Genomic DNA, 18,694 nt, shown 5'->3' on the forward strand with positions numbered 1-18,694 from the left:
GCTCGTCCGGAGCCGCTGGCGGAGACTTTTGGCATCCGAACCCTGCGTGATTCGGATGCAGTACGCTTCCGTTCCCCGTAAGCCTTATGGGTAAGCGATCCCTTGCGGGATCGCTTTTTTTTGCCTGCGATTTGCCCGCCGGCGCTGACCGCCACCAATGCAGTAGTGCGGTACTACGATGGTCGAATGGTCCGGCCCAGGGCGCGCGGGCTAAAAATGCAGCATTGAAGAACAACAACTACCCACCGAGGTGTAATCGATGAGTGCTGCGTCCCTGTATCCCGTGTGCCCCGAGGCGGCTGCCCGGTCCTTGACCGATGAGGCCACCTACAAAGCCATGTACCAGCAGTCGGTGAGCAACCCCGATGGTTTCTGGCGTGAACAGGCGCAGCGGCTCGATTGGATCAAGCCGTTCACCCGCGTCAAACAGACCTCCTTCGACGAGCACAATGTCGACATCAAGTGGTTTGCCGATGGCACCCTGAATGTCTCCCACAACTGCCTGGACCGGCATCTGGCCGAGCGTGGCGAGCAGGTGGCGATCATCTGGGAGGGCGACGATCCTGCCGAGCACAAGCACATCACCTACCGCCAGCTGCATGAGCAGGTGTGCCGCTTCGCCAACGCCCTGCGTGGCCAGGGCGTGCAGCGTGGCGACGTGGTGACCCTCTATATGCCGATGATTCCCGAGGCGGTGGTGGCAATGCTGGCGTGCACGCGCATCGGTGCCATCCATTCGGTGGTCTTCGGCGGCTTCTCTCCCGAGGCCCTGGCCGGGCGCATCGGCGATTGCGGCTCGAAGGTGGTGGTCACCGCTGACGAAGGCGTGCGCGGCGGCAAGCACACGCCACTCAAGGCCAATGTCGATGCGGCCCTGGGTGGCGCGGAAACCGCCAGCGTGGAGAAGGTCATCGTCTGCCGGCGCACCGGTGGCGAGATCGCCTGGAACCCCGGACGCGACCTCTGGTACGAGGAGCTGGTCGAGGTCGCCGGCAGTGACTGCCCGGCCGAGGAGATGGGCGCCGAGGACCCGCTGTTCATCCTCTACACCTCCGGCTCCACCGGCAAGCCCAAGGGTGTGCAGCACACCAGCGGTGGCTACCTGTTATACGCCGCGCTGACCCACGAGCGGGTGTTCGACTACAAGCCCGGTGACATCTACTGGTGCACCGCCGACGTCGGCTGGGTCACCGGCCACAGCTACATCGTCTACGGGCCGCTGGCCAATGGCGCGACCACCCTGCTGTTCGAGGGCGTGCCGAACTACCCGGACATCACCCGCATGGCGCAGGTCATCGACAAGCACCGGGTCAATATCCTCTACACCGCGCCGACCGCGATCCGCGCCATGATGGCCCAGGGCGATGCGGCGGTGCAGGGCACGGACGGCTCCAGCCTGCGCCTGCTCGGTTCGGTGGGCGAGCCGATCAATCCGGAAGCCTGGAACTGGTACCACACCACCATCGGCCAGGGCCGCTGCCCGATCGTCGACACCTGGTGGCAGACCGAGACCGGCGGCATCCTGATCAGCCCACTGCCGGGCGCCACCGCGCTCAAGCCCGGCTCGGCGACCCTGCCGTTCTTCGGCGTGCAGCCGGCCCTGGTGGACAACGAAGGCCAACTGATCGAGGGCGCCGCCGAAGGCAACCTGGTGATCGTCGACTCCTGGCCGGGTCAGGCGCGCACCCTGTATGGCGACCACGGGCGCTTCGTCGACACCTACTTCAAGACCTTCAAGGGCATGTACTTCACCGGCGACGGCGCCCGTCGCGACGAGGACGGTTACTACTGGATCACCGGCCGGGTGGATGACGTGCTCAATGTCTCCGGGCACCGCATGGGCACCGCGGAGATCGAGAGCGCCCTGGTCGCGCACGCCAAGGTCGCCGAGGCGGCGGTCGTGGGCGTGCCTCACGACATCAAGGGGCAGGGCATCTATGTCTACGTCACCCTGAACCAGGGCGAGGAGCCCAGCGAGCAGCTGCGCCTGGAACTGAAGAACTGGGTGCGCAAGGAAATCGGCCCGATCGCCTCGCCGGATGTGATCCAGTGGGCCCCGGGCCTGCCGAAGACCCGCTCGGGCAAGATCATGCGGCGTATCCTGCGCAAGATCGCCACCGCCGAGTACGATGCCCTCGGCGATATTTCCACCCTGGCCGACCCGGGCGTGGTGCAGCACCTCATCGATACCCATCGCAGCATGCAGGCCGCCTGACCGGCGCCTGACAACGACGCCCCGCCCCGGCCATCAGCCGCGGCGGGGCGTTGTGCTTTCTGCGGTCTGCTCGACGGCCGCGGTGGGCGCAGCGGCGGTAACGCTTTGCCCGGGCTGCTGGGGCGAACGGAAACGCTTTGCCCGCGTTTTGTCTGTTCGGCTGGCACCTGTTGCGGGGCTGGCACGCTCAAAACCCCGTGGCTATTGGTCTGGGCGTGTTTGGGCGCGTTTATTGCTTTAGTTACCGGTTATCCCTTCTTCTGGTCTCTGCACGTTTGCTGGAGGCTGTCAATGCGTCTCGCCCGGCCTTCCTGGTCTTTTGTAATTACTTGTCGCATTGAGGAAATTTCGCCTTCCGGGCTCTCGCTAGAATGCCGCTCACCCAGTCGGGCCGCCTGTTGTCCGTGTGTAACGCGGCAAGGACGGCGACGTTCCCCGCAATTCATGCATGGCTGGATGCATGCGCATATCGGCAGGCTGCCGAGCGAGCCATTCCCATTCGAAGGAGTCACAAGATGAAGAAGATTGCACTTCTCGGCGCCCTGGCGCTCTCCGTGCTGTCCCCGCTGGCCATGGCCGAAGACGCCAAGCCCCTGCGTATCGGCATCGAAGCGGCTTACCCGCCGTTCGCCTACAAGACTCCGGAAGGCAACATCACCGGTTTCGACTACGACATTGGCCAGGCTCTGTGCGAGGAGATGAAGGTCGAGTGCAAGTGGATCGAGCAGGAGTTCGACGGCCTGATTCCGGCATTGAAGGTGCGCAAGTTCGACGCCGTGCTGTCCTCCATGAACATCACCGAGGAGCGCCTGAAGTCGGTGGACTTCTCCAAGAAGTACTACAACTCCCCGGTTAAGCTGGCGATGAAGGCCGGCACCGAGATCAACGACCCGCTGGTCGATCTCAAGGACAAGAAGGTCGGCGTGCAGCGCGCCTCGATCTACGATCGCTATGCCACCGACAAATTCGCCCCGGCCGGTATTGAAGTGGTGCGCTACAGCTCGCAGAACGAGATCTTCCTCGACATGACCGCCGGCCGCCTGGATGCCACCCTGGCCGATGCGGTGAACATCGATGACGGTTTCCTCAAGACCGATGCGGGCAAGGGCTTCGCCCTGGTCGGGCCAACCTTCTCCGAGCAGAAGTACTTCGGCGAAGGCGCCGGTATCGCCGTGCGCAAGGGCGAGACCGAACTGGCCGACAAGATCAGCGCGGCCATCGCGGCGATCCGCGCCAACGGCAAGTACCAGGAAGTCCAGGACAAGTACTTCGACTTCGACATCTACGGCGAGTAATCGCATCCCACCGAAAGTGGCGCAAACCGATCCGAAGGTGAATCTGCGCCACTTTTTCGTTGTGCTCCACGGCGCCTGGTGGCGCCCGCTTGAGGTAACTAGAGCATGCTGAACGGCTACGGCTCGACCATTCTCGAAGGTGCCTGGCTCACCTTGCTGCTGGCCCTGTCCTCCGTGGCGGTGGCGGTCTTCCTCGGTCTGGTCGGGGCGGCGTTCCGCCTGTCACCGATCAAGTGGCTGGCGATGCTCGGCGAAGCCTACGCCACGGTGATTCGCGGCATTCCCGACCTGGTGCTGATCCTGCTGATCTTTTATGGCGGCCAGGACCTGGTGAACCGGGTGGCGCCGATGCTTGGCCATGACGAGTACATCGACATCAACCCGTTCATCGCCGGTGTGTTCACCATGGGCTTCATCTTCGGCGCCTATCTGTCCGAGACCTTTCGTGGCGCCTTCATGGCGATCCCCAAGGGCCAGGGCGAGGCGGGTGCCGCCTACGGCATGAGCGGGGTGCAGGTGTTCTTCCGCATCCTCGTGCCGCAGATGATCCGTTTCGCCATTCCCGGCTTCACCAACAACTGGCTGGTACTGACCAAGGCCACCGCGCTGATCTCGGTGGTCGGCCTGCAGGACATGATGTTCAAGGCGAAAAGCGCGGCCGACGCCACGCGTGAACCCTTTACCTTCTACCTGGCGGTCGCGGCCCTGTACCTGGTACTGACCAGCGTGTCCCTGCTGGCCCTGCGCTACCTGGAAAAACGCTACTCGGTCGGCGTCAAAGCCGCGGAACTGTGAGTAAGGGAGCGAGCGCATGATCTTCGATTACAACGTTATCTGGTCGAGCCTGCCGCTGTACCTGGGCGGGGTGCTGGTGACCATCAAGCTGCTGCTGATCTCCCTGGCCCTGGGCCTGGCGATGGCCATTCCGCTGGGGCTGATGCGGGTGTCCAAGTCGCAGTTGCTGAACTTCCCGGCCTGGCTCTACACCTATGTCATCCGCGGCACGCCGATGCTGGTGCAGCTGTTCCTGATCTACTACGGCCTGGCCCAGTTCGAGGCGGTGCGCGAGAGCATGCTCTGGCCGTACCTGTCGGACGCGACCTTCTGCGCCTGCCTGGCCTTCGCCATCAACACCAGCGCCTACAGCGCGGAGATCCTCGCCGGCAGCCTGCGCGCCACCCCCCATGGCGAGATCGAGGCGGCCAAGGCCATGGGCATGTCGCGGGCCAAGCTGTACCGCCGCATCCTGCTGCCGTCGGCCCTGCGCCGGGCGCTGCCGCAGTACAGCAACGAAGTGATCATGATGTTGCACACCACCAGCCTGGCGTCGATCGTTACCCTGATCGACATCACCGGCGCGGCGCGCACCGTCAGTTCCCAGCATTACCTGCCGTTCGAGGCCTTCATCACCGCCGGCCTGTTCTACCTGTGCCTGACCTTCGTCCTGGTGCGCCTGTTCAAGTCGGCCGAGCGCCGCTGGCTGGGCTACATGGCGCCGCGCAAGGCCTGAGGAGGCGAGCATGCACCGGATCGAGCACGTACTGCCCTGGGGTTGCCCGGGCACCGAGCGCCGTTTGACCGTGTTCCGCTTCGGCAGCGGGCCGTGCAAGGCCTATATCCAGGCCTCTCTGCACGCCGATGAGTTGCCCGGCATGCGCGTGGCCGTGGCGCTCAAGCGGCGCCTGCGCGAACTGGAGGCCCAGGGCCGCCTGTGCGGGGTGATCGAGCTGGTGCCGGTGGCCAACCCGATCGGTCTGGCGCAGCTGTTTCAGGCCGCCCACCAGGGCCGTTTCGAGTTCGCCAGCGGCAAGAACTTCAACCGCGACTTTTTCGACTTGGCCGGCGCCATCGCCCCGGCCCTGGAAGGCAGCCTGGGCCAGGACGGCCCGGCCAACGTGCGGCTGATCCGCGCGGCCATGCAGGCGGCCCTCGACGCCCTGCCGCCGGCCGAGTCCGAGCTGCAGGGCCTGCAGCGCCTGCTGCTGGGGCATGCCTGCAACGCCGACGTGGTGCTCGATTTGCATTGCGACTTCGAGGCGCTGGTGCACCTGTACTGCCTGCCGCAGCAATGGTCGCTGCTGCAACCCTTGGCCGCACGGCTGATGGCCGGAGCGGTGCTCACTACCGAGGACGGCGGCGGCAGCTCCTTCGATGAAGCCTGCTCTGCGCCCTGGTTGCAGTTGGCGCGGCGCTTTCCAGAGGCGGACATCCCGCTGGCCTGCCTGGCCGCCACCGTGGAGCTGGGCGGCATGGCCGACACCGAAGCGGAGCGGGCCGAGGCCAGTGCCGAGAGCATCCTGGCGTTCCTCGCCGAGCAGGGGCTGATCGCCGGCGATTGGCCGCCCGCCCCACGGGAAAGCTGCGCGGCGACGCCATTCGAAGGCGCCGAATATGCCTACCCGCCCCACGCAGGCGTGGTGAGTTTCCTGCAGCCGCTGGGCGCACGGGTCAAGGTCGGCGACCCGCTGTTCGAGGTGCTCGATCCCCTGGAGGATCGCCACAGCATCGTCCGCGCCTCCACCGACGGTGTGCTCTATGTGCGTGAACGGATGCGCTTCGCTCAACCCGGTCTATGGCTGGCCAAGGTGGCCGGCAGTACCCCTATTCGCCAGGGTCGCTTGCTGAGCGACTGATTCAAGAGAGTGGAAACCATGTACAAACTCGAAGTTCAGGATCTGCACAAGCGCTATGGCAGCCACGAAGTGCTCAAGGGCGTGTCCCTGGCGGCGAAGGCCGGTGATGTGATCAGCATCATCGGCTCCAGCGGCTCGGGCAAGAGCACCTTCCTGCGCTGCATCAACCTGCTGGAGCAGCCCTACGGCGGCAAGATCCTGCTCAACGGCGAGGAGCTCAAGCTGGTGGCCAACAAGGATGGCGGGCTCAAGGCCGCCGACCCCAAGCAGCTGCAGCGCATGCGCTCGCGCCTGTCCATGGTGTTCCAGCACTTCAACCTGTGGTCGCACATGAGCGCCCTGGAGAACGTCATGGAGGCGCCGGTGCAGGTGCTCGGCGTGGCGAAGAAGGAGGCCCGGGAGAAGGCCGAGCACTACCTGAGCAAGGTCGGCGTGGCGCACCGCAAGGATGCCTACCCGGGGCACATGTCCGGTGGCGAGCAGCAGCGCGTGGCAATCGCCCGCGCCCTGGCGATGGAACCGGAGGTGATGCTGTTCGACGAGCCGACCTCGGCGCTCGACCCGGAGCTGGTCGGCGAAGTGCTCAAGGTCATGCAGGACCTGGCCCAGGAAGGCCGCACCATGGTGGTGGTGACCCACGAAATGGGCTTCGCCCGCGAGGTGTCCAACCAGCTGGTATTCCTCCACAAGGGCGTGGTAGAAGAGCGTGGCTGCCCGAAGGAAGTGCTGGTCAACCCGCAATCCGAGCGGCTGCAGCAATTCCTCTCCGGTAGCCTGAAGTAAGCGGTAATTCGTGCGTCGCGGCATGCCCCGAAAAGCCATTAGAGCCTAAACTGCCCCCCATGACTGCCCATCGAATCGGCTTCCTGCTTTGGCCTAATACCAAGCCCCTGACCTTGGCCCTGGCTGAGGAAGCCCTGCGTGTCGCCCAGCGCGTCCACCCCGAGGTGGTCTACGAGCTGTCCTTCCTCCAGGCGGAGGTGCCCGAGGAGGGCGCCTGGCGCCTACCGGGCGCGCCATGGCAAGGCGAATTGGAGGGCTTTGACAAGCTCTTTCTGCTCGCCGATGAGCCGCCGGCGGCCATCGCCCCGGCACTGTCCAGTGCGCTCAAGCACCTGGTGCGCGGCGGCTGCGTGATCGGCGGCATCTCGGCGGGCGTCTATCCGCTGGCGCAGCTGGGCCTGCTCGACGGCTACCGCGCCGCCGTGCACTGGCGCTGGCAGGACGACTTCACCGAGCGCTTCCCCAAGGTGATCGCCACCAGCCACCTGTTCGACTGGGATCGCGACCGCCTGAGCGCCTGTGGCGGGCTGGCCGTGCTCGACCTGCTGCTGGCCCTGCTGGCCCGCGATCATGGCGCCGAGCTGGCCGGGGCGGTGTCCGAGGAGCTGGTGGTCGAGCGCATCCGCGAGGGCAGCGAGCGTCAGCGCATTCCGTTGCAGAACCGCCTGGGCTCCAGCCACCCGAAGCTGACCCAGGCGGTGCTGCTGATGGAGGCCAATATCGAGGAGCCGCTGACCACCGACGAGATCGCCCAGCACGTGTGCGTGTCGCGCCGCCAGCTGGAGCGCATCTTCAAGCAGTACCTGACCCGCGTGCCGAGCCAGTACTACCTGGAGCTGCGCCTGAACAAGGCGCGCCAGCTGCTGATGCAGACCAGCAAGTCGATCATCCAGATCGGCCTGTCCTGCGGCTTTTCCTCGGGTCCGCACTTCTCCAGCGCCTACCGCAACTTCTTCGGCGCCACCCCGCGCGAAGACCGCAACCAGCGGCGCAGCAACAGCCCGTTCGAGCTGACGTCCTCGGAAGCCGAACGCAGCTGATCCCGGTGAATGAAAAAGCCCGCGTTGTCGCGGGCTTTTTCATGCCTGTCAGGCGCTGCTAGCGCTGATCGTTCTCGCGCGGGAACAGTGCATGGCCACAGCGCGTGCAGAACGCCGCTTCCGGCTCGTGGAACTTCTTGGCGCAACTGGGGCAGTCGCGCTTGAGCTGTTCACTGCCGCGCATCGCGGCGGCCAGTTCGGCGCTGAAGATGCCGGTGGGCACGGCGATGATCGAGTAGCCGGTGATCATCACCAGGGTCGACAGGGCCTGGCCCAGGGGGGTCTTGGGCACGATGTCGCCGAAGCCGACGGTGGTCAGGGTGACCACCGCCCAGTAGATGCCGGTGGGGATGCTGGTGAAGCCGTTGCTTGGCCCTTCGATCACATACATCAGGGTGCCGAACACCGTGACCAGGGTGGCGATGCTGGCGAAGAACACGATGATCTTCTGCCGGCTGCCGCGCAGGGCGGTGAGCAGGAAGTTGGCCTGGGTCAGGTACTGGCGCAGTTTGAGTACGCGAAACACCCGCAACATGCGGATCACCCGGATGATCAGCAGGTACTGGGCGTCGGCGAAGAACAGCGTGAGGATGGCCGGCAGGATGGCCAGCAGATCGATCAGGCCGAAGAAGCTGAAGGCGTAGCGCAGCGGCTTGGGCGAGCAGTACAGGCGCACCCCGTACTCGATGGCGAACAGCAGGGTGAAGCCCCATTCCAGGGCCTTCAGCCACTCACCGTACAGGCCGTGGTAGGCGTCGACGCTGTCGAGCATGACCACCACCAGGCTGGCCAGGATCGCCAGCAACAGGTAGCGATCGAAGCGCTGCCCGGCCGGGGTGTCGGTGAAGAAGATGATGACGTAAAGCTGCTGGCGCCAGTTGTCCAAGGCGAACTCCCTGCTTGCGAGAGGGCAAAGCCTAGGCAGGATGAGCCGGGGCTGGCAAGGGGTAATCTCGGGCGCGGGGCGAATGCCGTGCGCGCGTGTGCAGCAAGCAGAGAAGCGCTCGCGCCCGGCGTATCGGCAGGGCGCGCGCCGTGGTCAGTCGACTGCCAGGTAGTGCTTGGTGAAGCTGTCGCTCACGACTTCCCACAGGGTCGGGGTGCCGCTGGCGACGAAGAAGGCATCGCCCGCCTTGTAGTGGGCGGTCTCGCCGGTCTGTTCGTTGGTGATCTTCACCTCGCCAAGGGTCACCACGGCCTGCTCGTGGAAGGTGTAGGGCAGACGGAAGCGGCTGCGGCGGACACCGAAGTAGCCGGCGCTGACCGACTCGTCTTCGGTGGCGAAGGTGGTCAGGGCGAACATGGCGTTGTCGCCTTCGAGCATCTCGACGCCGATGTCTTCGAGGGTGCCGCTGGGTTCCAGTTCTTCCAGGGTGATGCCTTGCTTGATGCTGTGCAGCATGTCGTTCTCGCTCGGTTGAGGGCGCGGGCCCGCAGGGATGGGGCTCTACGCTAGCAGGGCGGGTTGCCTGTGCCATGCGCATGCGCGACACCGGGCGCCATGGAAACGCCTTGCCGCCGGTAATTAGGCAGCGATTGGCGGTTTCCCCTGGCAACCGATCCGCCCCGGGCGATCCACGCGCCCGGAGGACAGGCGCCTGCTCAGTGGGATTGCCGTCCGGGCACGCCGGCCTTGACCGCGCGCTGCCAGCCTTGTGCGCCGGTCTGGATCAGCCAGCAGGCGAGGATGAAAGGCAGGGTCAGCGCCTGCAGCCCCAGACTGCTCAAGCCCAGCTGCAGCAGCGTGGCCATGCCGATGCCCAGCAGCACTACCCAGGGTCTGCGTTGCACCTGGCTCAGCGCGATCGCCGCCAGGGCGCCGTTGTAGCCGTAGAGCCCGGCGAGGGCCCGCTCCTGGGGCGCGCCCAGGAGCAGCGCCAGGCCCAGGCCGCAGGCCGAGCCCAGCAATGCCCAGCACGCCGCGCGGCGCGCGGCCAGGAACAGGCCGAGTAGCATCAGCAGGCCGGCCCAGGGGCTGTCCAGGAAGATCACCTGGGCGAGCCCCAGGGCCATGCCGCTCAGCGTACCCAGCCAGTCCAGGGTTGCAGCCGTGACCAGTGGCCCCGGCTGCGCCTGGAGGCCCATGGCGGGCGCCAGGCTCAGCAGCAACCAGCTCAAAGCCACGAACGGAAAGGTGAAGGCCGGCAACCAACGGCGTTTGCGCATGCCCTGCATCCAAGGCGCCAGGATCAGGCTGGACAGGCCGGCGCTGGCGATGATCAGCAGCGGCACGATGAGCGACCAGGCGAACTGCAGGCTGATCAGCAGGCCAAGCAGGATGCCGTTGTAGCCATACAGGCCGATCTCGATATCGGCCTGGGGGTAGCCGCGGCGTTGGGCGGTGAGCATGCCGCTGAGGCCACCGAGCAGGGCGCCGCCGAGCAGCGCCGGCGCCTCCGCGGCGAGGCCTAGTACTAGCAGCAGGCCGAATCCCGGATGGCTTTGCAGAAGGACCTGGCTGAAGCCATTGAGCAGGGCGCGCAGACCGCGCAGGGCGTGATGTGGCGAGGGCAGTTCGTGCATGCGCGTGAACCCGGATAAAAAGAGGCGCCCATCGTTTGCACGATGGACGCCTGCAAACTGGCGATGCCAGCGTGGGAGTCGTGGGGCTGCGGCCAGATCGACCCGGGCCGCAGCGGTTAGCGGGTCAGTGCAGGGTCTCGATGCGCAGGCTGTTGGTGCTGCCGGGCTGGCCGAAGGGTTCGCCGGCGGTGATCACCAGGGTGTCGCCGGCCTTGGCCAGGCCGGCGGACTGGGCAATTTCCAGGGCGGTGCGGGTGACGTCCTCGACCTGGTGCAGGCGCGCGTTGACCACCGAGTAGACGCCCCAGGCCACGGACAGGCGGCGCGCGGTATCGAGGCTGGGGGTCAGGCTGAGGATCGGCGCCTTCGGCCGCTCGCGCGAGGCGCGCAGGCTGGAGGCGCCGGACTCGGTGTAGTTGACCAGCGCCGCCACCGGCAGGATGGTGCTGATGCGGCGGATCGCGCAGCTGATGGCGTCCGAGGCGGTAGCCTCGGCCTGGGGGCGGCTGACGTCGAGCTGGGCCTGGAAGTCCGGGCCGCCTTCCACCTGGCGGATGATCTTGCTCATCATCTGTACCGCTTCCTGTGGGTAGTCGCCGGAGGCGGTCTCGGCCGACAGCATCACCGCGTCGGCGCCTTCGGCCACGGCGTTGGCCACGTCGGTGACCTCGGCACGGGTCGGCGCCGGGGAGAAGCGCATCGATTCGAGCATCTGCGTGGCCACTACCACCGGCCGGCCGAGCTGGCGGCAGGTGCGGATGATGTCCTTCTGGATGCGCGGCACGTTTTCCGCCGGCACCTCCACGCCCAGGTCGCCGCGGGCGACCATGATGGCGTCGCAGAGCCGGGCGATTTCTTCCAGGTGCTGCACCGCCGAGGGCTTCTCGATCTTGGCCATGAGGAAGGCCTTGCCCTGGATCAGCTCGCGGGCCTCGCGGATGTCCTCGGGGCGCTGGACGAACGACAGGGCCACCCAGTCGACCCCCAGCTCCAGGCCGAAGCTCAGGTCGCGGCGGTCCTTCTCGGTCAGCGGCGACAGCTGCAGCACGGCTTCGGGCACGTTGACCCCCTTGCGGTCGGACAGTTCGCCACCGGCGATCACCCGGGTATCGACGGCGTCGGCATGCTTGGCGGTCACCTGCAGGCGCAGGCGGCCATCGTCCAGCAGCAGGGTCATCCCCGGCTGCAGGGCCTCGATGATCTCCGGGTGGGGCAGGTTGACCCGCCGGGCGTCGCCTGGGGTGGGGTCCAGGTCCAGGCGCAGGGCCTGCTCGCGTTCCAGGTTGACCTGGCCCTCGGCGAAGCGCCCGACCCGCAGCTTGGGCCCCTGCAGGTCCATGAGGATGCCGATCGGCGTGCCCAGCTGCTGCTCCACCTCGCGCACCCAGCGATAGCGCTGGGCGTGGTCGGCGTGTTCGCCGTGGCTGAAGTTGAGGCGGAACAGGTTGACGCCGTTTTCCACCAGCTGACGGATGTCGTCGATGGTCTTGATCGCCGGGCCGAGGGTGGCGAGGATCTTTACTTTCTTGTCGGCTTTCATGGGGCTGGACTCTCGAGAATAAGAATGGCGCGGAAATCGTTGACGTTGGTGCGGGTCGGCCCGGTGACGATCAGCTGGTCCAGGGCGGCGAAGTAGCCGTAGCCGTTGTTGTCGTCCAGTTCGTCGCTGGCGTTCAGGCCCAGGCGCGCGGCGCGCCGGTAGCTGTCCGGGGTCATCAAAGCGCCGGCGTTGTCTTCCGAGCCGTCGATGCCGTCGGTGTCGCCGGCCAGGGCGTAGACGCCGGGCAGCCCCTTGAGGCAGTGGGTCAGGCTGAGCAGGAACTCGGCGTTACGCCCGCCACGGCCATTGCCGCGCACCGTCACCGTGGTCTCGCCGCCGGAGAGGATCACGCAGGGCGCCTTGAGCGGCTGGCCATGCAGCAGCACCTGGCGGGCGATGCCGGCGTGGACCTTGGCCACTTCGCGGGCCTCGCCCTCCAGGTCGCCGAGGATCAGGGCCGGCAAGCCGGCGGCCTCGGCCTTGGCGGCGGCGGCATCGAGGGACTGCTGGGGCATGGCGATCAGCTGGAAGTGGCTGCGCGACAGGCAGGGATCGCCGGGCTTGACCGTTTCCGAGCGCGGGTCCTGGAGCCAGGCGCGGACGTTGGCGGGAATCTCGATCTGGTAGCGGGCGAGAATGGCCAGGGCCTCGGCCGAGGTGCTCGGGTCGGCCACGGTCGGGCCGGAGGCGATCACCGAAGCCTCGTCGCCGGGCACGTCGGAGATCGCATAGGTGTACACGCTGGCCGGCCAGCAGGCCTTGGCCAGGCGGCCGCCCTTGATCGCCGAGAGGTGCTTGCGCACGCAGTTCATCTCGCCGATGGAGGCGCCGGACCTGAGCAGGGCCTTGTTGATCGCCTGCTTGTCGGCCAGGCCGATGCCCTCGGCCGGCAGGGCCAGCAGGGAGGAGCCGCCACCGGACAGCAGGAAGATCACCCGGTCGGACTCCTCGAGGTTGCTGACCATCGCCAACACCCGCCGGGCCACCCGTTCGCCGGCATCGTCCGGCACCGGGTGGGCGGCTTCCACCACCTCGATCTTGCGGCAATCGGCGCCGTGGTCGTAGCGAGTCACCACCAGACCGCTGACCTCGCCCTGCCATTCGCGCTCGATCACCTCGGCCATGGCGGCGGCGGCCTTGCCGGCGCCGATGACGATGACCCGGCCGCTGCGATCGGCCGGCAGATGGTCGGCCAGCACCTGGCGCGGATGGGCGGCGTCGATGGCGGTGGCGAACAGCTCGCGCAACAGGCTTTGCGGATCGAAGGACATGGCGGACTCCTGAGTCTGGACTCTTGTTATGGCTGGCTACGCCACCGGGCGAGGCTCACCGCTTTGGTCGATTGCAGTCCGCAGCGGCCGCCTGGCAGCGGCTATGGACTGGAATCGACCCACCCGGCCGGCAGGCCGTGACACCGCCAACCGGGCAGATCGAAAAGGGCACCGGCTGACTGGCCCAACCTACCTTGGGTCAGCCAGCCGGTGTGTTGCTCGTTGTGCGCCTCAGTCCTCGCGGATCGAGAAGTTGGCCATGTGCTCCAGGCCCTTGACCAGCGCCGAGTGGTCCCAGTTGCTGCCGCCGAGGGCCGCGCAGGTGCTGAACACCTGCTGAGCGTTGGCGGTGTTGGGCAGGTTGAGGCCCAGCTCGCGGGCGCCGGACAGGGCCAGGTTGAGGTCCTTCTGGTGCAGGCTGATGCGGAAGCCCGGGTCGAAGGTGCCCTTGATCATGCGCTCGCCATGCACCTCGAGGATCTTCGAGCTGGCGAAGCCGCCCATCAGCGCTTCGCGCACCTTGGCAGGGTCGGCGCCGTTGCGCGCGGCGAACAGCAGGGCCTCGGCCACCGCCTGGATGTTCAGCGCGACGATGATCTGGTTGGCCACCTTGGCGGTCTGGCCGTCGCCGTTGCCGCCGACGCGGGTGATGTTTTTGCCCATGGCCTGGAACAGCGGCAGGGCGCGTTCGAAGGCCTGCTCGCCGCCGCCGACCATGATCGACAGGGTGGCGGCCTTGGCGCCGACCTCACCGCCGGAGACCGGGGCGTCCAGGTATTCGGCGCCGCTGGCGTTGATCTTGGCGGCGAAGGCCTTGGTGGCCGACGGCGAGATCGAGCTCATGTCGATCACCACCTTGCCGGCGCCGACGCCCGCGGCCACGCCGTCCTGGCGGAACAGCACGTCCTCGACCTGCGGGGTGTCCGGCACCATGACGATGATGAACTCGGCCTCCTGGGCCACTTCCCGGGGGTTGGCCAGGGCGATGGCGCCGGCCTCGACCAGGTCGGCCGGGGCCGGGTCGTGGTGCTCGGAAAGGAACAGGGTGTGGCCTGCCTTCTGCAGGTTCTGCGCCATGGGCTTGCCCATGATGCCGGTACCGATGAATCCGATTTTTGCCATGAGATGCACTCCTAGATAGTGGGCTCAGATTGCGTTGTGCGCTTTCATCCAGCCGAGGCCGGCGACGGTGGTGGTGGCCGGCTTGTATTCGCAGCCGATCCAGCCCTGGTAGCCGATGCGCTCCAGGTGTTCGAAGAGGAAGCGGTAGTTGATCTCGCCGGTGCCCGGCTCGTTGCGGCCGGGGTTGTCGGCCAGCTGCACGTGGTTGATCGCCGCCAGGTTGTCCGCCACGGTACGGGCCAGGTCACCTTCCATGATCTGCATGTGGTAGATGTCGTACTGCAGGTACAGGTTGTCGCTGCCGACCTTGTCGCGAATGGCCAGGGCCTGCCTGGTGTTGTTCAGGTAGAAACCGGGAATGTCGCGGGTGTTGATCGCCTCGATGACCAGCCTGATGCCGGCTGCCTGGAGTTTTTCCGCGGCATACTTGAGGTTGTCGACGAAGCACTGCTCGACAGTGGCGCAATCCAGACCCTGGGGGCGGATGCCGGCCAGGCAGTTGACCTGGGTGTTGCCCAGCACCTTGGCGTAGGCGATGGCCTTGTCCACGCCGGCGCGGAATTCCTCGACCCGCTCGGGGTGGCAGGCGATGCCGCGCTCGCCCTTGGCCCAGTCGCCGGCCGGCAGGTTGAACAGCACCTGCTCGAGGCCGTTGGCGTCCAGGCGTGCCTTGATCTCCGCTACCGGATAGTCATAGGGGAACAGGTACTCGACGCCGCTGAAGCCGGCTTCGGCGGCGGCGGCAAAACGGTCCAGGAAGTCCACCTCGGTGAACAGCATGGACAGGTTGGCTGCAAAGCGGGGCATGGGGGGCTCCTTCAATGGTCGGGTAGGGCCCGGAGTTACTCCGGGCTCGGGAGTGGGTCAGTCGAGCGCCATGATGCTGGTCGGTGCGTCGGCCCGGCTGCTGGCCAGCGCCTCGAACTCGTTGATGGCGTCGATCTCGGTACCCATGGCGATATTGGTCACCCGCTCGAGGATCACCTCGATCACCACCGGCACCTGGTGCTCGGCCATCCAGGCCTCGGCCTGCTCGATGGCCGGGCGCAGTTCTGCCTGGGAGCGCACGCGGATGGCCTTGCAGCCCAGGCCCTCGACCACCGTGATGTGGTCGACGCCGTAGCCCTCGACCTCGCCGGCATTGATGTTGTCGAAGGCCAGCTGCACGCAGTAGTCCATGTCGAAGCCGCGCTGGCTCTGGCGGATCAGGCCGAGGTAGGCGTTGTTCACCAGGATGTGGATATAGGGCAGCTTGAACTGCGCACCCACGGCCAGCTCCTCGATCATGAACTGGAAGTCGTAGTCGCCGGACAGCGCGACGATCTTGCGCTGCGGGTCGGCCACGCGAACGCCCAGGGCCGCCGGGATGGTCCAGCCCAGCGGGCCGGCCTGGCCGCAGTTGATCCAGTGGCGCGGCTTGTACACGTGCAGGAACTGGGCGCCGGCGATCTGCGACAGGCCGATGGTGCTGACGTAGCAGGCATCCTTGCCGAACGCGTTGTTCATGCACTGGTAGACGCGCTGCGGCTTCATCGGCACGTCGTCGAAGTTGGTCTTGCGCAGCAGGGTGGTCTTGCGCTCGCGGCAATCGGCGGCCCAGGCGCTGCGGTCCTTCAGGCGGCCGGCGGCCTTCCACTCGCTGGCCACCTGGACGAACAGGGCCAGGGCGGCACCGGCATCGGAGACGATGCCGTAGTCCGGCGAGAAGACCCGGCCGATCTGGGTCGGTTCGATGTCGACGTGGACGAACTTGCGATCTTTTGTATACACCTCGACCGAGCCGGTGTGCCGGTTCGCCCAGCGGTTGCCCACGCCCAGCACGAAGTCGGACGCCAGCATGGTGGCGTTGCCGTAGCGGTGGCTGGTCTGCAGGCCGACCATGCCGGCCATCAGCGGGTGGTCGTCGGGGATGCAGCCCCAGCCCATCAGGGTCGGGATCACCGGTACGCCGACGATCTCGGCGAACTGCTGCAGCAGGGCCTCGGCGCCGGCGTTGTAGATGCCGCCGCCGGCCACGATCAGCGGGCGCTCGGCCTGGTTGAGCATCTCCAGGGCCTTCTCGATCTGCGCCCGGGTGGCACTGGGCTTGTACGCCTGCAGCGGCTGGTAGGTCTCGATGTCGAACTCGATCTCGCCCATCTGCACGTCGAACGGCAGGTCGATCAGCACCGGTCCGGGACGGCCCGAGCGCATCACGTGGAAGGCCTGCTGGAACACCCGCGGGACCAGGGCCGGCTCGCGCACGGTGACGGCCCACTTGGTGACCGGCTTGGCGATCGATTCGATGTCCACCGCCTGGAAGTCCTCCTTGTGCAGGCGGGCGCGTGGCGCCTGGCCGGTGATGCAGAGGATCGGGATGGAGTCGGCGGAGGCCGAGTACAGGCCGGTGATCATGTCGGTGCCGGCCGGCCCAGAGGTGCCGATGCACACGCCGATGTTGCCGGCCTTGGCCCGCGTGTAGCCCTCGGCCATGTGCGAGGCGCCCTCGACGTGGCGGGCCAGGATGTGGCGGATGCTGCCATCGGCCTTCAGCGCGGAATACATCGGGTTGATCGCCGCGCCGGGTACGCCGAATGCGACCTCTACACCTTCCTTGCGCATTACCGCCACTGCAGCATCGATTGCTCTCATTCGCGCCATGATTGAATCCTCCAGGCTGTATTCGATATTTTTTGTACGTGGTCAAAGCATGCCGTGCCCGCAGTTATGGGGTAAACTGCAGGTCTCTTCATTTCTGTCGATATCAGGAGTATCGAATGGATCGTCATACCCTGTTGCACAGCTTCGTTCTGGTGGCCGACCACGGCAGCTTCGCGGCTGCCGCCCTGGCCGAAGGCGTGACCCCGGTGGTGATGGGGCGGCGTCTCGATGCCCTCGAGCGCCACCTGGGGGTCAAGTTGATGCATCGCTCGACCCGCGGCCTGTCCCTGACCGACCTGGGCGAGCAGTATCTGGAGCGCGCCCGCGGTCTGCTGCGCGACTTCGACGAGGCCGACGCGAGCATCACCCACGGCGGGCATTCGGTCAGCGGCCACCTGGTGGTGTCGGCGCCGGCGGCGTTCGGCCGGCGTCATATCGCTCCCCACGCCCCGGCGTTTCAGGCGCGTTACCCGGAGCTGAAGCTGTCGTTCAACCTGACCGACAGCGTGGTCGACCTGGTGCGCCAGGGCTACGACATGGGCATCCGTATCGGCGAGGTCACCGACCCCAACTATGTGGCGATCAAGCTGTTCCCTAACCGCCGCGTGGTCTGCGGTGCGCCGAGTTATTTCCAGCGTCATTCGGCGCCGCAAACCCTGGAGGACTTGAGCGAGCACAACTGCCTGGCCTTCAACCTGCAGGGGGGGCAGCAGCGCGGCTGGACCTTCCTGCGCGATGGCAAGCAGGTGGCGATCAAGGTTTCCGGCAATCTGGACTGTAATGACGGCGAACTCCTGTACAACTGGGTGAAACAGGGGCTGGGCATCGGCTGGCGTTCGACCTGGGAGATCCAGGCCGAGCTCAAGCGCGGGCAGCTGGTGACGGTGCTCGACGAGTTCGCCGTGCCGGCCTACGACATCCAGGCCGTCTATCCGCAGCAGCGCTACCTGCCAGCCAAGGTGCGGTTCTTCATCGACTACCTGAAGTCGATCTACAACACGCCAGGCTATTGGGAGAGTTGATGCGGATAACTGTATACAAAAAGATCGATTTAAATGTAAACAAATAAATTATTCATGTGTACAGTTGCTCGGCCTGCCAATCTGCAGCGCTGCGTTTGGCCAAGGGCGCCGGTGCGGCGGGCAGGGTTTTGGATCATCAGCCTGAGAGAGGACAAACCATGAGCACCCTGAACCTGGATACCGCCACAGCCATCAGCAACCAGGCCCTGGCGATCGGCCGCGAGCTGTCGGCGGCGCCGCTGACCGTTGCCGTGCTGGATGCCGGCGGTCACCTGATCTGTCTGCAGCGCGAGGACGGCGCGAGCCTGCTACGCCCGCAGATCGCCATCGGCAAGGCCTGGGGGGCGGTCGCCCTGGGCAAGGGCTCGCGCCTGATCGCCGCCGATGCCCAGCAGCGTCCGGCGTTCATCGGCGCGGTGAATACCCTGGCCGATGGCAAGCTGGTGCCGGCGCCAGGAGGCGTGCTGATACGCGATGCGGCGGGGCAGCTGATCGGGGCCGTCGGCATCAGCGGCGATACCTCGGACCTCGACGAGCAGTGCGCCATCCGGGCTGTGGAGGCCCAGGGACTGACGGCCGATGCAGGCATCGCCGGGTAGGGGGAGGAGGT

At 66.4% G+C, this 18,694-nt stretch carries 17 protein-coding genes; 9 read left to right on the plus strand and 8 right to left on the minus strand.

Annotated features, from left to right (window positions below):
• Nucleotides 1–259: 259 nt before the first annotated feature.
• The 7 genes from acs (at nt 260) to argR (ending at nt 7,966) form a co-directional block, all read left to right on the plus strand.
• On the plus strand, nt 260–2,215 hold the full coding sequence (gene acs, locus LPB260_RS15080) for an acetate--CoA ligase (RefSeq protein WP_208706624.1): 1,956 nt from the start codon (nt 260–262) through the stop codon (nt 2,213–2,215).
• Between the two features lie 515 nt (nt 2,216–2,730).
• On the plus strand, nt 2,731–3,510 hold the full coding sequence (locus tag LPB260_RS15085; RefSeq protein WP_208706625.1) for an ABC transporter substrate-binding protein: 780 nt from the start codon (nt 2,731–2,733) through the stop codon (nt 3,508–3,510).
• A 105-nt stretch (nt 3,511–3,615) separates the two neighbouring features.
• A complete protein-coding gene (locus tag LPB260_RS15090; protein ID WP_208706626.1) occupies nt 3,616–4,305 on the plus strand; it encodes an ABC transporter permease in 690 nt (229 codons plus the stop codon).
• Between the two features lie 16 nt (nt 4,306–4,321).
• Entirely contained in the window at nt 4,322–5,020 is a 699-nt protein-coding gene (locus LPB260_RS15095; protein WP_208706627.1) for an ABC transporter permease, read from the plus strand.
• A gap of 10 nt (nt 5,021–5,030) precedes the next feature.
• The gene (locus tag LPB260_RS15100) at nt 5,031–6,143 is read left to right on the plus strand and encodes a succinylglutamate desuccinylase/aspartoacylase family protein (RefSeq protein WP_208706628.1); all 1,113 of its coding nucleotides are present in this window, start codon (nt 5,031–5,033) and stop codon (nt 6,141–6,143) included.
• 18 nt (nt 6,144–6,161) lie between these two features.
• On the plus strand, nt 6,162–6,926 hold the full coding sequence (locus tag LPB260_RS15105) for an ABC transporter ATP-binding protein (protein ID WP_208706630.1): 765 nt from the start codon (nt 6,162–6,164) through the stop codon (nt 6,924–6,926).
• Nucleotides 6,927–6,985: 59 nt separating this feature from the next.
• Entirely contained in the window at nt 6,986–7,966 is a 981-nt protein-coding gene (gene argR, locus LPB260_RS15110; protein ID WP_208706634.1) for a GlxA family transcriptional regulator, read from the plus strand.
• Nucleotides 7,967–8,024: 58 nt separating this feature from the next.
• Here the strand turns inward: argR and LPB260_RS15115 are convergent, their stop codons facing one another.
• The 8 genes from LPB260_RS15115 to gcl all read right to left on the minus strand — a co-directional run bounded on the left by LPB260_RS15115 (nt 8,025) and on the right by gcl (nt 17,062).
• Complete coding sequence (locus LPB260_RS15115) at nt 8,025–8,852, minus strand: ion transporter (RefSeq protein ID WP_208706636.1); 828 nt, start codon at nt 8,850–8,852, stop codon at nt 8,025–8,027.
• Nucleotides 8,853–9,005: 153 nt separating this feature from the next.
• The gene (locus LPB260_RS15120) at nt 9,006–9,368 is read right to left on the minus strand and encodes a cupin domain-containing protein (protein WP_208706638.1); all 363 of its coding nucleotides are present in this window, start codon (nt 9,366–9,368) and stop codon (nt 9,006–9,008) included.
• Nucleotides 9,369–9,568: 200 nt separating this feature from the next.
• On the minus strand, nt 9,569–10,489 hold the full coding sequence (locus LPB260_RS15125) for an urea transporter (protein WP_208706640.1): 921 nt from the start codon (nt 10,487–10,489) through the stop codon (nt 9,569–9,571).
• 124 nt (nt 10,490–10,613) lie between these two features.
• Nucleotides 10,614–12,029, minus strand: a complete 1,416-nt coding sequence (pyk, locus tag LPB260_RS15130) for a pyruvate kinase (protein WP_208706641.1) — start codon at nt 12,027–12,029, stop codon at nt 10,614–10,616.
• The gene (locus LPB260_RS15135; protein ID WP_208706642.1) at nt 12,026–13,300 is read right to left on the minus strand and encodes a glycerate kinase; all 1,275 of its coding nucleotides are present in this window, start codon (nt 13,298–13,300) and stop codon (nt 12,026–12,028) included. Before LPB260_RS15135 ends, pyk begins: the two co-directional genes overlap by 4 nt.
• A 231-nt stretch (nt 13,301–13,531) precedes the next feature.
• Nucleotides 13,532–14,422: a 2-hydroxy-3-oxopropionate reductase gene (locus LPB260_RS15140; protein ID WP_208706643.1), complete on the minus strand. Its 891-nt coding sequence runs from the start codon at nt 14,420–14,422 to the stop codon at nt 13,532–13,534.
• 24 nt (nt 14,423–14,446) lie between these two features.
• Nucleotides 14,447–15,229, minus strand: coding sequence for a hydroxypyruvate isomerase (gene hyi / locus LPB260_RS15145; protein ID WP_208706644.1), 783 nt, complete (start codon nt 15,227–15,229; stop codon nt 14,447–14,449).
• A 57-nt stretch (nt 15,230–15,286) separates the two neighbouring features.
• Entirely contained in the window at nt 15,287–17,062 is a 1,776-nt protein-coding gene (gcl, locus tag LPB260_RS15150; protein WP_208706645.1) for a glyoxylate carboligase, read from the minus strand.
• A 116-nt stretch (nt 17,063–17,178) separates the two neighbouring features.
• Here gcl and LPB260_RS15155 point away from each other — a divergent pair, with 116 nt between their 5' ends.
• Complete coding sequence (locus tag LPB260_RS15155) at nt 17,179–18,084, plus strand: LysR family transcriptional regulator (RefSeq protein WP_208706646.1); 906 nt, start codon at nt 17,179–17,181, stop codon at nt 18,082–18,084.
• Between the two features lie 158 nt (nt 18,085–18,242).
• Nucleotides 18,243–18,683 (plus strand): heme-binding protein, encoded by a 441-nt coding sequence (locus LPB260_RS15160; RefSeq protein ID WP_208706647.1) that lies wholly within the window; start codon nt 18,243–18,245, stop codon nt 18,681–18,683.
• The last annotated feature ends 11 nt before the right edge of the window (nt 18,684–18,694 follow it).

It is taken from the genome of Pseudomonas sp. LPB0260 (assembly GCF_013388395.1).